The following is a 14,433-nucleotide window of genomic DNA, read 5'->3' as shown; positions in this document are numbered from 1 at the left end:
GGCCGAAGGCGGTCACATGGCCCTGGCGAATCTCGGGCGCGGTGGAGGCCACCGTCGACTCGATGTCGGACGGATAGTGGTTGCCGGCCCTCCACGGCGATGAGGTCCTCGAGCCCGTGCTACCGGATCGACCAACGCGTGCCGAAAACCATTGCCCGAACGTCTCCGTGAACAACTCGCCGTCACGGTGCCTCGCTGTCGTCTGCGGCGACTCGGTCGGCCAGTGCGGCGCCGAGGGCGGCGATGGTGGGGTGCTGGAAGAGTTCGGCCGTCGAGATCGCGATGCGCAGCCGGGCCTCCAGGGTGCGGCGCACCTCGATCGCGAGCAGCGAGCTGAGGCCGAGATCGTTGAAATCGTCGGTGGCGCCGATGGTTTCGGCAGGCCGGTCCAGTGTGGCGGCCAGCACGCGGCGGATGGCGGCGGTGATCGGCTCCGGTTCGGTGCCCGCCGCGCCATCGGACCGGCGGACAGATCCGTTGCGGGATGCGACGGAAAGTCCCTGGGCCGCAGCACCGATCGCGTCCGGAACCCGCCCGGATACCGATTCGCCGAAGAGCTCGCGGAGCCGGTCGGCTACCGGAGACCGGTGGCCGGAGGGCGTGTAGTCCAGCGCCAGAAGATACGGCCCGCGGTACCGCAAGGCCTTGGCCAGCATCGCCGCGCCGCGTTCCGCGTCGAGTGCGGCGATCCCCGCTCGTCGCAGATGCTCCGCGCCGCCTGCCGCCGCCGCGAGACCCGATGTCCACACGCCCCAGCCGATGCTGAGCACGCGCCCACCGTCCGCCGATGCGGCGATCGCGTCCATCGCGGCGTTGGCCGCGGCGTAGGCGGCCTGACCCGGGGCGCCGAAAGCGCCGGTGGCCGAGGAGAACAGCAGCACGAAATCGGTGGGGTCGGCGGCGGTCAGCGCCAGCAGGTCGGCCGCGGCGCCGACCTTCGGCGCGAACATCCGCGCCAGCTGATCCTGGTCGACGGCGTCGAAGACCGCGTCCTCCAGCGCGCCCGCGGCATGCACCACACCGCGGATGGTGGAACCGCATTCGCGAATGTCGTTGAGCGCGTTGGCGAGATCGCTTCGATCGGTCACGTCGCAGCGGACGACGACGACGTGATCCTCGGACCCGTCCAGCACGGCGGGCACCGGGCGGGGCGAACGCGTCAGCACCACCACGTCGCGTGCGCCGGAGTCGAGCAGCCAGCGCACCGCGACCGCGCCCAGCGCACCGAGACCGCCTGTCACCACATAGGTTCCGCTCGGATCGATCACGAGGGGCGCGGCGTCGGGCGCGGCCGGGACGAACCGCCGGACGGCCATGTCGCCCCCGGTCATTTCGACTTCGGTCGGAAGGGAATCGTCGGGTTCGGTGACGAGTTCGGTGAGCCGGGCGAGCGTACGCGGGTCGGAATCGGCCCACACCAAACGCACCTCGCGCCCCGATTCGAGTTGCAGGGTACGAGTGAGTCCGGCAAGGGCGTTGGCGATGACTCCGCCGCGCCGCGCGCGTGCCGGGAGCACCACCGTCAGCGAGACGATCGAGGTGTCGGCTCGAGCGCGTTGGAGCAGGTCCAGCGCCCGTCCGAGCGAGGTCGTCGCGGCCGCTCCGAGATCGGCGCTGTCCTCGGGCCAGACCACCACCAGCGCGGTGCGGTCGGCGGCGTCGCGGGCCGGCGACCCCGATGCGAGAACGGCGCTCGCGGCGTCGGGTTCGCGCGCGATCCGCTCGGTCGGCAGCGAGCGCTCCAGCGCGCGGGACAGGCGGACGGCGAGATCGGACTCACCGACCACGAGGGCGCGCCGACGGTGTGCGACGCGGGACGCGTGCGTGCCGGAATCACTCCGCGCCGCCTGTGACGAGCGGGGATCGCCCGCGAGCATCGGCTGCCACGTTTCGATGCGGAACGCGCCGCGTTCGTCCTCGCCGAAATCCTCGTCCTGTCGAATGTGGCCGAGCGCGGCCGCGTCCGCGAAACGGACGCGCACGCCGGCGAACGCCAGCACCGGAACGCCGTGCTGATCGGTGCCCACGATGTCGCCGATCAAGCCCCGCGCCGTGCGCTCACGGACGACGGCGTGCGCCTCGGCCGCCACACGCCCCGGTTCGGTGGACACCCACGCCGTGTCCATCGCGATGGGCAGCGGGACGAGTCCGTCGGGTAGTGCGCCGTCCGCGGCGGCGGCCAGGAGATGCAGGCAGCCGTCCAGTGTTGCGGCACTGTGTAATTCGGCGGCGTCGAAGTGCCCGACCGCGCAGCCCGGCGCGGCCGAGAGCGCACGGAGCGAACGGAATCGCGGACCGTACTCGAGACCCCTGCGGCGCAATGCTTCGTAGAAGGCGCCGGGCGCCAACGGCCGCATGCGGTGCTGGGTGGCGCGGTTCGCGTCGACAGCCCGCATCCAGGCGACGATGTCGGCGGGCGCGGGGCCGGGTGCGGGCCGCGCCGAAGCGAGCACCGTGTCGCCCGCTCGCACCCGCACGCTCGTATCGTCCGCGTGGTACTCGGCGGCGGCCAGGACGGTCAGGTCGGTGCGTTCGTTGACCACGAAATCGGCGATCATCCCGGCGGCCGCGCCGTTCGCCAGGTGCAGCAGTCGGCGTATCCAGTAGACGGCCGGTACCGTCGGAACACCCTGCACCACATGGTCGTCCAGCGAATCCGGGCGGAAGGCGGGGATCGCCGTTTCCGGGCGCGTCTGTGTGACCGGCGCGAATCGACTACGCCGCCAGCGTCTTCGCGGCGGCGGGGCGAGATACGGTCCGCTCGCCGACCAGTCGAGCGAGCGGCCCTCGTCGTACAGCCGGGACAGGCAGCGCAGGAAGGTCCCCGCCTCGTCGTCACGGGCCGCCACCGGATGCGTGGAATCGCGGAAGTCGGGCAACTCGCGGGCCGCCGGAGCGAGGACGGGATGCGGCGCGAGCTCCAGCACCGTCGTCAGCCCGTCCGCGGCCGCCTGCTCCAGCGCGGCCGCGAGTTCCACTGTGCCCGAGGCGTTCTCGGCCCAGTAGCCGCGATCCAGCGCGGCGGTCGTCAGTACGGCGGCGCGGCGCGCGGTGGAGTACATGGGCGTGTGCGGTGTGCGCGGCGCCAAATCGGCCAATCCGTCGACGAACTCGGCGAGCATCGGGGCCACCTGAGGACTGTGCGCGGCGAAGTCGACCGCGATGCGCTGCGCGAACATGCCGCGGCGCTTCGCCCGTCGCACGATGGTGTCGACGTAGCGCGGTGTCCCCGACACCACCACCGAACGCGGTGCGTTCACCGCGGCGATACCCACTTCGGCCTGTACCGGCGCGACCAACCGCTCCGCCTCGTCCGGCGTCGCCTCCAGCAACGCCATCGCGCCCTGTCCGTCGAGCCGCGCCAAGGCGCGGCTGCGCCGCACCGCGACCAGCGCCGCATCGGTGAGCGTCAGCCCGCCGCTCACCGCGGCCGCCGCGATCTCGCCGAGGCTGTGCCCCACGACGGCGTCGGGCCGAACACCCCAGGAGTCGAGCAACTTCGCCAAAGCCACTTGGTAGGCGAAGATCGCTGGCTGCACCAGTTCGGTGGCCGCGCGGCCGTCTCCGCCGAGGCCGAACCCGTAGCGCGGCGTCCACACCCTCGGCCCGCCCTGCGCCGCGATCGCGTCCGCGGCCTCGGCGAGTGCGCGCGCGAACACGGGATAGCGCGCCGCCAACGCCCGTCCCATCCGCGCGTGCTGTCCGCCCTGCCCAGCGAACAGGAAAAGCACACCGCCGCGCTGCCTGCCCGTACTGGGACCGGTGATCCCTGCGCCGCTTTCGCCGCGAGCCAACGCGCGCAATCCGGCGATCGCCTCCGCGCGGTCGTGCGCGAGCACGCCGGCCCGCGCGTGTTCGGGAAGCAACCGTGCCGCCGCCGTGGCCAAGGTGCTCGCCGCGGACTCGCCCGCCGCATCGAGCCGCTGCGCCAGCGCCAACGCCTGGATCTGTAGATCCGCGACGTCGCGCCCGGTCACCGGGATCAGCACCGGAGGCTCCTCGCCGCGCGATGCCGTCGTCGTCGGATGCCCGCGCAGCACCGCGTGCGCGTTGGTCCCGCCGAACCCGAACGAGCTCACCCCGGCCAGCCGCTCCCGCGGTGGAGTCGCGCTCCAGTCGACCGGCTCGCGCGGCACACGCAGCCCGCGCTCGGTGAGCTTCAGCAGCGGATTCGGGGTGTCGAAGTGGATGGTCGGCGCGATGACACCGTGGTGAATCGACAGCGCGGTCTTGATCAGCCCCGTCACGCCCGCCGCGGCCTCGAGGTGGCCGAGATTGGACTTCACCGAACCGATCCAGGTGTCCGCGGCGTCGTCGTCGGAGAGCACCGCGGCGAGCGCGCCCACTTCCACCGCGTCGCCGAGAGCCGTTCCGGTGCCGTGGCATTCGATGTAGCCCGCCCCGCGCGGGTCGAGGCCCGCGCGGGACCACGCGGTGCGGATGGTCTCGCGCTGGGCGCGCCCGTTCGGCGCGTAGAGGCCGTTCGAGCGCCCGTCGGAACCGACCGCCGCGCCGAGGATCTCGGCGTACACCCGATTGCCTTCGCGATGCGCGTCGGCGGTGCGCTGCAGGACCAGCACGCCGCACCCTTCGCTGCGCGTGTAGCCGTCGGCCGCGGCGGAGAACGGTTTGCTGCGTCCGTCGGGCGCGAGGAATCCGCTCTCGGCCAGGTAGTCGGAGGTGTGCGGGAGCAGCGTCAGATTCACGCCGCCGACGATCGCGAACGGCACCGTCTCGTCCGCGAGCAGCCGCAGGGCCAGGTCCACCGCCGCGAGCGAGGACGAACACGCGCTGTCCACCACCAGGCTCGGCCCGTGCAGATCCAGCGCGTAGGACAGCCGGTTGGCGATGATGCTCAATGCCGAACCGGTCACCGCGTACGGCGCGTCCTGCTCGCCGCCGCCGAGCACCGTGACGCCGTGGTCGTATCCGCACGCGCCGAAAATCACCGCGGCGTCCGAACCGCGCGTGCGATAGCCGATTCCGGCGTCGTCGAGCGCTTCGACGGATACTTCCAGCGCGACGCGTTGCTGCGGATCCATCAGCGCGGCCTCGCGGGCGGAGATGGCGAACCAGTCGTTGTCGAACCACTCGATGTCGTCGAGATAGCCCGCCCGCCTGGTCACCTCGCGGCCCGGCGGTGGATCGCCGGTGGCGTCGCGCCCGCTCGTCAGCAGCCGCCAGAATTCCTCCAAGCCCGCTGCGCCGGGCACGCGGCACGCCATGCCGATGATGGCGACCGGTGGCTGTATGGACGGAGTGCCTGCCGTCATGGCATCGCGAGGAACGCGGCCAGCTGCTCGATATCGGGGTGGTCGTACACGGCTTCCAGCGACACCTCGACGCCCATCGCGTCCTCGAGTTGTGCGGTCAGCCGCGCGAGTTGCGCGGAGATCGGACCGAGCTCGGCGAACGGTGTATCGGTGGACACGGCCGCGGTCTCGACGCCGAGCAACTCGGCGATCGCTGTGACCGCGGCGGCGGTGTGCGCGGCACGCCTGCCGCGCACGTCGGTATGGCCGTTTCGATCGGTATCACTTCGCCCGTCCGGGTGACTGGGCCGCATCTCGTCCTCCCTCCCCGTCTCCCGGCGGATTGCGGCCCGGGAACGGTACCCCCGCGATTATGCCGCACCGGAGAGGGCCGGAAAACGTCCGTTTTCCGCTGCGCGCCTGCGCGTTTGGCGACACGCCGAGAGTTTCCGCCGCCGCGCGTGTCGCCGATGCTTTCCGGAAACCAGCGCGTCACATACGGTGACAACCGTGCCCGAACCCGACCGTGCCACGCGCGCCGAGCGCACGCCGACGCTGCCCACCGTGCTGCGCTGCTGCGCCGCGCTCGCCGCGACCCCTGCGCGGTTGCTGCGCCCACGTCGTCCCGACACCGACCTGCTGGCCCGGCTGACCGTCGCCGAGCCGCCGCGACCTTCTGCTACCGTCCGGCTAACCGTGCTTGCGCAGGGCGAGATGACCGCTCCGGAGACCATCGTCGCCGAGGGCGTGCGCAGCCTGCGGGAGCTGCCGCTGATCATGTCGGCGTTCCTGATCGAACACCCGAAGGCCCGGTTCCTCGTCGACCCCGCGCTGTGCTCAGGCGTGCACGAGCGGGTGATACCCGAGCTGCCGTTCCCAGTGTCGCTGCTGGCCGCGCCGGACAAGCCGGTGCTCGGTCTGTCCGACGCGCTGGCCGCGCGCGATCTGGCGGGCGGCGACATCGATTTCGTCGTTCCCACGCACCTGCACTGGGATCACGTGTCGGGCTTGCTGGAACTGCCCGGCGAGATACCGGTCCGGCTTCCCGCCGCCGAGCACGCCTGGGCGATGCTCGGCGAGCACGCGCCGGTCGGGGTGGCCCGAGGTCCGTTGCGCGGTCGCGCTTTCGACCCGTTCGAACTCGACGGTCCTCCGGTGCTGACCTTCCCGCGCAGCAAGGACCTGTTCGGCGACGGTTCCGTGCTGCTGCTCGACCTGGCAGGCCACACCCCCGGCAGCATCGGCGTGCTGCTCGCGGTGGACGACGGCACCCGCGTGCTGCTCGCCGGCGACGCCGTGTGGAGCAAACTCCAGGTGGACCTGCTGCGCGAAAAGGCGCCCATGCCGGGCCAATTGTTCGATTCCGATCGCGACGCCGCCTTCGCCGTCATCCACCGCCTGCACGCCCTGCCCGACGACATCGAGATCGTCGCCGGTCACGACCTCGCCGCGGTCACGGCACGAGCCGCCCGTAACCCTTCGCGCTGACGCTCGGTTGGACTCGTCGGCGCGGCGGGCCGGGATTCCCGAGCCGCAACGACTCAGGCGAGGATGGAGGCGAGGCGAGCGCTGATCAGCTCCTCCGCCTCCTCCACCATGCGGCCGATGAGTTCGCCGCAGGTCGGGATGTCGTGGATCAGGCCCTGGGCCAGGCCCGCCGACCAGATGCCCGCGTCCAGGTCGCCCTCTTCGAAGACCCGGCGGCCGCGCGCGCCCGCGACCAGTTCCCGCACGTCCTCGAAAGTGCCGCCCGCCTTCTCGATTTCGACCACCTTGCGGCTGATCTCGTTGTCCGCCACGCGCGCGGTGTTGCGCAGGGTGCGGAAGATCAGCTGGGTGTCGAGTTCGCTGTTGGCGACGATCTGTTCCTTGACCTTCTGATCGATCGCCGACTCCGCGGTGCACAGGAAGCGGGTGCCCATGTTGACACCATCCGCGCCGAGCGCGAGCGCGGCGACCAGGCCGCGCGCGTCGGCGATGCCGCCGGAGGCGATCATCGGGATATCGAGCACGCGTGCCGCGGCGGGGATCAGGATCAGGCCGGGGATGTCGTCCTCGCCGGGGTGTCCCGCGCATTCGAAGCCGTCGATGCTCACGCCGTCGACGCCGATCTTCTGCGCCTTGAGCGCGTGCCGCACGCTGGTGCACTTGTGCAGCACCTTGATGCCCGCCTCTTTGTAGTACGGCAGGAACGGTTCCGGATTGCTGCCTGCCGTCTCGACGATCTTCACGCCGCTTTCGATGATGGCCTGCACGTACTCCGCGTACGGCGGAGGGTTGATCGAGGGCAGGATGGTGACGTTCACGCCGAAGGGCTTGTCGGTCAGCTGCCGGGTGCGCTCGATCTCCTTGCGCAGATCGTCCGGGGTGGGCTGGGTCAGCGCCGTGATGAAACCGAGCCCGCCTGCGTTCGCGACGGCGGCGACGAGTTCGGCCCGGCCGACCCACATCATGCCGCCCTGCACGATCGGGTGCTCGATCCCGAATTCCTCGGTGAACCTGGTACGCAGCATTGCGCTCTCCTCCGTGTGACCGCGGCGTCCGGGGGATCGCTCGCCGCTGTGTTCCCGAACCGCTGTGTTCCTCGAACCGCGCTGTTGCCGGAACCGCTGTGTTCCTCGAACGGTGACGGCTCGTCCCACCGCCGGGTTCGCGTGGGCGTGCCGGACCGCCCCGACGCCATGATCGTGACACGAAAATCGACTTGTGTACAACTGGTAAGTGAGTCGCGGTTCGCATGGATGAGTGGGTATTAGGCGCTCGCGGAGCGCCGATGAAGGCGAAGGATATCCGCATAAGTGCAGCTGAAGTCGGTTTTCACGATCTTGGAACCTCGCTGAGACAATTAACGAGGATTCATCTCTTGATCTCTTGCCGTCCGGTTAAGTTAGTTGTTATTCTCATCTCAATTCAGCCCGTCCACGCGGTCGGCCACTCCGGCGGACGCTTGCAGGCGGTCCGAGAGGAGTACGTGGCATGACCACCGGTGCACAGGCGCTCGACGAGCCGATCAGGTCGCGGCGCAACCACTGGAACAATCAGATCGCCGCCCACGCGCAGATGCGTCCGGACGCGGTCGCCCTGCGGTTCCGTGGTGTGGACACGACGTGGCAGCAGCTGCACGAGCGGTCGCTGAAGTTCGCCGACGCGCTGGCCAGGCGCGGCGTCGGGTTCGGCGACCGGGTGATCCTTCTCGCGCTGAACTACCCCGAATACATCGAGGCGGTCTTCGGCATCAACGCGCTCGGCGCCATCGCGGTGCCGGTGAACTTCCGGCTCACCCCGCCGGAGGTCGCGTACATCGTCGGCGACAGCGGGGCCAAGGCCATCGTCACCGACACGGTCTTACAGCCGCTGGCCACCGCCGTGCTCGCGCAGGCGCCCGCACTCGAGACCTGCATCGTGATCGGCGGCAAGACCGCCGAAGACGTGCTCGGCTACGACGACGTGCTGGCCGAGGAGGGGACGCCCCACACGCCGCTGGACATTCCGGAGGACACCCCCGCGCTGATCATGTACACCTCGGGCACCACGGGCAGCCCGAAGGGCGCGGTGCTCTCGTACGCGAACATGAACGCGCAGGCGCTGACCTGTATCCGGGCCATGGACCTCGGCCCCGAGGCCATCGGCTTCTGCACCTCGCCGCTGTTCCACATCGCCGGACTCGGCAGTCTCGCACCGTATTTCCTGCTCGGCGGCAAGACCGTGCTGCATCCGCTCGGCGCGTTCGATCCCACCGAGTTCCTCGACGCCGTCGAGAAGGAGCAGGCCACCACCGCGTTCTGCGTACCCGCCCAGTGGCAGGCCATCTGCGCCGAGCCCACGGTGAAGGACCGCAAGCTCGCGCTCACCATGCTCAGCTGGGGCGCGGCGCCCGCCTCGGACTCGGTGCTGCGCGCCATGGCCGAATGCTTCCCGAACGCCGCCAATGTCGCGGTCTTCGGCCAGACGGAGATGTCGCCGATCACCTGCGTGCTGGAAGGCGAGGACGCGCTGCGCAAGCTCGGTTCGGTGGGCAAGCCGATCCCCACCATCCAGGCCCGCATCGTGGACGACGAGATGAACGATGTCGCGCCAGGCGAGGTCGGCGAGATCGTCTACCGCGGACCGACTCTCATGCAGGGCTACTGGAACAAGCCAGAAGCCACCGCGGAGGCCTTCGCGGGCGGCTGGTTCCACTCCGGCGATCTGGTTCGCGCGGACGACGAGGGGTTCGTCTGGGTGGTCGACCGCAAGAAGGACATGATCATCTCCGGCGGCGAGAACATCTACTGCGCCGAGGTGGAGAACGTGCTCTTCGGACACCCCAAGGTTCGCGAGGCCGCCGTGGTCGGGCGCACGCACGAGAAGTGGGGCGAGGTGCCGGTCGCCGTGGTCGCGCTGATCGACCCCGATGCCGAGCTGACCCTGGACGAGCTGGAGCCGTACCTCAACGAGAACCTGGCCAGGTACAAGCACCCCAAGGATCTGGTGATCGTGCCCGAGCTGCCGCGCAACGCCAGCGGCAAGGTCGTGAAAGTCCAGCTGCGCAAGGACTATTCGTCCTAGTACCTTGCCTGCGTGTCGGTTCCGCGAACTGGGTCGTGGAAACCGGCCACGCGCGCGGCGCGGATGCGTCAGGATCGACGCATGGCGATTCCACGCATCCGCGCCGCCGTGCTGGCCCTGCACTGGCAGGTCAATGTCATCCGGCCCGAGGGATTCTTCGGTCCGATGCTCGCCGCGCCGGTCGCGGCCAGCGGCGTCGTGCCGCGCGCGGTGGACTTCCACGACGCGGCCGCCGCGGCCGAGCTCCCGGTGATCTTCACGCGCTTCACCATTCCCGTCGGCGAGGGCGGGCTGGTGCGCAACACCGGTTTCATGCGGTCGGTCGGCGCGGCACAGACCGAGTTCCGCCCGGAATCGCCAGGCACCCAGCTCATCACGGAGATGGCGGCGCAACCGAGCGCGACCTACGACAATCAGAAGCTCTCGGGGCTGGCGGGCAACGCCCTCGCCGACTGGCTGACCGACCGTGGCCTCGACACCCTGTTCGTCACCGGCGTGGCCACCAACCTGACCGTGGAGCAGACCGCCCGCCACGCAACGGATCTCGGTTTCACGGTGCACCCAGTCGCCGATTGCGTCACCGCCGCCGATCCCGCCTCGCACGAGGCGACCCTCGCCAACCTCGAGCTCGTCACCGCGGGATGCGTGACCGCCGCCGAAGCCCTCGACATCATCCACCGCTGAGCGAACGCCCACTCGAACTCCGCGCCCACCACCGCAGCCGAAACCGTCGATCGCTTCCGCCGCTGAGCACGACAGCGCGCCCCATCGATTCTCCGCGCCGCACCCGCCCGCCGCGCCCGGCGAGAAGGTCGAGTGTCAGCGGAAGCGGACGGGGAATCAATCCGCTCGGACGCGTCCCGTCAGGCCCGGGCCGATCAGCGTCTCCAACCGGCGATAGGCGATGTCCGCCCGGATCGGCGGGTCCGCGTCGGCGATAGCGCCGAGCGTGCCGACCACGCCCCAGGACAGGAAGTTCACCATCGCGGCGAATTCCTCGTCGTCCATGGCGAAGCGTCCGGACAGTTGTTCGGTGAGCACCCGGCCGACCATGCCGCGGGTGGCACGCAGCAGCTGGCCGCCTGCCTTGCGCCCGAGCAGCGCGCGATACACCTCGGGATTCTCCGAGGCCAGCCGGAACAGCGTGTAGATCGGCGCCAGCGGCGCCGAAGGCGGCGGCGCGGCCGGGTCGTCCGGTCGCGCGGCGGTGATGGCCGCGCGCAGGTATTCGGTGCTGCTCACCAGTAGCAGGTCGTCCTTGTCGCGGAAGTGCGCGTAGAAGGTGGAGCGTCCGACGTCGGCGCGATCCAGGATGTCGCGCACCGTGATTCGCTCGTAGGAGCGTTCGAGGAGTAGTTCGATCAGCGCCCGGTGCAATGTCGCCCTGGTGCGCCGCACCCGGCGGTCGGTGGTCTCGTGCATCTCAATCCCTGCGTTTCCGGACGGACCGGGCCGCACTGTCCCGAACCGGACGGATTCCGTACTTCTGCTTCTGGTCGCCGCGGCGGCCACCTTCGATCATGAACATATGTCCGGAAACGCACAACAGTCCGCAAACAAGCAACCCGCCGAGATCGGCATCCTCATCACCCGCCCGCGCGGCTACCGGTTCCTCCGCTCCGCGTTCGCGCTCGGCCGCGGGCGCGCGCTCGACCACGAGTTCATCGCCCACAGCGGCGCCGCGCCCGGCGATCGCGTGCTCGATATCGGCTGTGGTCCCGGTGATCTCGCCCGTGCGCTCGCGGTCCGTGTCGGTCCCGCGGGCGAGGTCGTCGGCCGCGATCCGTCGCCGCGGATGATCGCCTACGCCACCGCGCGCACGAAACAGCCGAACTGCCGCTTCGAGCTCGGCCCCGCGCAGACCCTCGACCGGCCCGACGCCTCCTTCGACGTGGTGACCTGCACCTTCGTCATGCACCACATCCCCGAGGCGCAGCGCGAGGCCGCGCTCGCCCACATGTTCCGCGTGCTCCGCCCCGGCGGCAGACTGCTCCTCGCCGACACCCACCCCACCGGCCGGGTACTACCGGGCGCGATCCGCGCGATGTCCCGTTTCGCGGCCCACCGCACCCGCGACACCGCGACCGACCACCACGCCGACCCGCTCGCCGCCGTCGACATCCGCCGTTATCGAGAACCCTTGCTGGCAGCGGGTTTCCGCTCGGTCGAGTTCGAGACCGTCCCGCCGATCGCCGGAATCCTCCGCGCGACCAAGGACTAGCTCGCGCTCCGCCCTAAATCATGTTCTTCGAGGTCATCCAGCGCATGGTGAACCACCCGCAGAACACCGGCAGCCAGCAGGTGAGGACGCGGTAGAGGAGCACCGCGGGCACCGCGATGTCCACGGAAAGGCCGAAGGCGGCGAGGCCGCCGATCAGGGCCGCCTCGACGGCGCCGACGCCGCCGGGGGTCGGGGCGGCCGAGGCCAGGGTGCCGCCGATCATGGTGACGATCGTGACGGTGACGAAGGTGGCGCCGCCGCCGAAGGCCTCCACGCTGGCCCACAGCGCACCCGCCATGCCGAGCGTGACGGCGGCACCGCCCGCCACGATGATGGCGAACCGCTTCGGGTCCCTCGCCAGCTGGCCCAGTTCGCCGAGCACTTCCTGGAGCTGCGGCCGGACCGAATTGTTCAGCCAGCGCCGCAGTTTCGGCACGAACATGAATGTGCCGATGATGCCGACACCGACACCGGCGGCCAGGTAGATGATGGTCGGATCCGGCACGAAATGGGAGAGGTCCGCCGAGGTCCCCGCCACGATGCTGAACAGGATCAACAGGCTGACGTGGGTGATCACCTGCACCGCCTGCTGCAGCGCCACGGCCGCGGTGGCTCGCACCGCGCCTAGCCCGCTCTTCTGCAGGAACCGCACGCTCAAGGCGAGACCGCCGACGCGCGCGGGCGTGGTCGTCGCGGCGAAGGTGTTGGCGATCTGCATGATGACCAGGTTGCGGAAGTTCGCCATGCCGGAGGCGCAGGCCCACAGCGCGGCCGCGGCGCCGACGTAGGTGAGGCTGGAGACGGCGAGCCCGAGCAGCGCCCACCACCAGTTGGCGGTCTTCAGCTGGGTGAAGAAGGTCGGGACCTGGCTGATGAACGGGTACGCCACGTAGACCAGCCCGATCAGCAGCACCAGCTGAATGATCTGGTTACGGGAGAACCGGGTGATCTGATCGGCCTCGATCCGGTCCTTGCCGGTCTGCTTGCGCACCTCGTCGCGGGTTTCGGACACGACCGACTTCCACTCCGGAATCGACATCCTGATACCGGAGGGGGTGGCTGATTTGATGAGGCGGCGGGTCGCGGTGAGCACGGTCTGCTCGCCGAGCGCTTCGATGGCCGCGCGCACCGCGGATTCCTTGCCGTAGATCGCGGCCGTGGTGACCAGCAGCTGCGCGATGTCGGATTGGATCTGGGTGTCCGAGGCGCCGAACTCGGCGCTGCCGAAACCGCTGAACAGCACGGCGTCCTCGGTGACGCGGATGTCCTCGGGGCGCAGGTCGCCGTGTGCGATCCGGCCCCCGTGCAGCGCGTCGAGCGCCTTCCACACCGTGGGCAGCCGCTCGCCGGGGATCTCGGCGATCGGGACGCCGCCGGAGTCGGTGTGCGCGTAGAGCATCCAGCCGCGATCCAGCGCCGCGACCGCGACCACCTGCTGGCCTGCGAGATCGAGATCGCCCGCGGCGATCGTCATCAGCGCGCGGTGCTCGACGGCGCGGTGCATGGAACCGTGCAGCGCCCCGGTCTCGCTGCTGCGAAAGGTCAGCCAGCGCCACAGCATGCGCAGTGCGCCGTGGCTGCGCTGGTTCTTGCCGTACATCTCGACGGTCAGCTCGCGCTCCGGGCCGGTCACGGCGGTCGAGAGCACCAGCGGCCCCGAGCCCGCGGGCCGCACCACGGTGAATCCGGTGACGGTGTGCCCGCGTTTGGCGAGCACCCGCACCGCGGCGTCGAGCGGCACCTCCAGCGCCGGTGTGCCGACCACCCAGACGATCAGCGCGCCGACCAGCCAGCCCACCGCGAGGCCGAACATCGCCCGCGCGGGCACCACGGTGCTGACCACGAGATGGATCGGCGCGAAGGCCAGCAGCAGGAACCACAACCAGCGCCGCGGCCTGGTCGGCAGCCACGGACTGGAGACGGTGAGCACCGCGGCGAGCATCGCGATCCAGCGCGGATCGTCGAGGAATTGGGAAAGGAAGGTGTCGAGCCGATCGGGCACCTGGAGGTGCCACTGCGGCGCGGAGATGCCGGTGCCGGTGATGGAGAGCAGCAGGCCGGCGACGAGTCCGGCGGCGGCGTATCCGGCGAGCAGTTTCCACTGCCTGCCGATGACCAGTTCGATGAGGATCGCGAACGGCAGGATGAGGATCGCGATGCCGTAGAGCAGGTAGACCAGGTTGGACTGGTCCGGGGTGAGGAAGCCGACGATGTCGGACACCGAATCCTCGAGCGCCAGCCATTCCGGTCTGGTGATGACCGAGGCCGCGATCACCACACCGAGCCACAGCGCCGCGAGCATGACCCGGACGATGTCCGTGGTCCGCCGGATCAGCGGTTCCAGGAGATTGCCCGTTACCGGGATCTCCCGCCCGTCGACTCGCATGTCGTATCGGCACTTTCGGATCGAGT

The 14,433-nt window shown here is 70.1% G+C and carries 9 protein-coding genes; 4 read left to right on the top strand and 5 right to left on the bottom strand.

Annotation, left to right across the window (positions count from 1 at the left end):
* Positions 1-182: 182 nt before the first annotated feature.
* Both ACRWNM_RS29415 and ACRWNM_RS29410 read right to left on the bottom strand, forming a co-directional pair.
* On the bottom strand, positions 183-5,273 hold the full coding sequence (locus ACRWNM_RS29415) for an SDR family NAD(P)-dependent oxidoreductase (protein WP_431971380.1): 5,091 nt from the start codon (positions 5,271-5,273) through the stop codon (positions 183-185).
* The gene (locus ACRWNM_RS29410) at positions 5,270-5,566 is read right to left on the bottom strand and encodes an acyl carrier protein (RefSeq protein WP_431971379.1); all 297 of its coding nucleotides are present in this window, start codon (positions 5,564-5,566) and stop codon (positions 5,270-5,272) included. Before ACRWNM_RS29410 ends, ACRWNM_RS29415 begins: the two co-directional genes overlap by 4 nt.
* 196 nt (positions 5,567-5,762) lie before the next feature.
* Here ACRWNM_RS29410 and ACRWNM_RS29405 point away from each other — a divergent pair, with 196 nt between their 5' ends.
* Positions 5,763-6,740 (top strand): MBL fold metallo-hydrolase, encoded by a 978-nt coding sequence (locus ACRWNM_RS29405; RefSeq protein WP_431971378.1) that lies wholly within the window; start codon positions 5,763-5,765, stop codon positions 6,738-6,740.
* Between the two features lie 53 nt (positions 6,741-6,793).
* Here the strand turns inward: ACRWNM_RS29405 and ACRWNM_RS29400 are convergent, their stop codons facing one another.
* Positions 6,794-7,765: an NAD(P)H-dependent flavin oxidoreductase gene (locus ACRWNM_RS29400; RefSeq protein WP_431971377.1), complete on the bottom strand. Its 972-nt coding sequence runs from the start codon at positions 7,763-7,765 to the stop codon at positions 6,794-6,796.
* A gap of 463 nt (positions 7,766-8,228) precedes the next feature.
* Here ACRWNM_RS29400 and fadD5 point away from each other — a divergent pair, with 463 nt between their 5' ends.
* Together fadD5 and ACRWNM_RS29390 are read left to right on the top strand one after the other, a co-directional pair.
* Entirely contained in the window at positions 8,229-9,800 is a 1,572-nt protein-coding gene (gene fadD5 / locus ACRWNM_RS29395) for a fatty-acid--CoA ligase FadD5 (protein WP_431971376.1), read from the top strand.
* Positions 9,801-9,881: 81 nt separating this feature from the next.
* Positions 9,882-10,484, top strand: coding sequence for a cysteine hydrolase (locus ACRWNM_RS29390; RefSeq protein WP_431971375.1), 603 nt, complete (start codon positions 9,882-9,884; stop codon positions 10,482-10,484).
* A 156-nt stretch (positions 10,485-10,640) separates the two neighbouring features.
* Here the strand turns inward: ACRWNM_RS29390 and ACRWNM_RS29385 are convergent, their stop codons facing one another.
* Entirely contained in the window at positions 10,641-11,222 is a 582-nt protein-coding gene (locus ACRWNM_RS29385) for a TetR/AcrR family transcriptional regulator (protein ID WP_431971374.1), read from the bottom strand.
* 106 nt (positions 11,223-11,328) lie between these two features.
* Here ACRWNM_RS29385 and ACRWNM_RS29380 point away from each other — a divergent pair, with 106 nt between their 5' ends.
* Entirely contained in the window at positions 11,329-12,021 is a 693-nt protein-coding gene (locus tag ACRWNM_RS29380) for a methyltransferase domain-containing protein (protein ID WP_431971373.1), read from the top strand.
* 13 nt (positions 12,022-12,034) lie between these two features.
* On the opposite strand, the gene ACRWNM_RS29375 is transcribed toward ACRWNM_RS29380, so the two are convergent.
* A complete protein-coding gene (locus tag ACRWNM_RS29375; RefSeq protein WP_431971372.1) occupies positions 12,035-14,407 on the bottom strand; it encodes a lysylphosphatidylglycerol synthase domain-containing protein in 2,373 nt (790 codons plus the stop codon).
* Positions 14,408-14,433 lie beyond the last annotated feature (26 nt).

The sequence above is a fragment of the Nocardia sp. bgisy134 genome, assembly GCF_965341865.1.
Classification (GTDB): Bacteria; Actinomycetota; Actinomycetes; order Mycobacteriales; family Mycobacteriaceae; genus Nocardia.
Note: the sequence above shows the minus strand (reverse complement) of the source record. Positions and strands in the feature narration are given on the sequence as shown.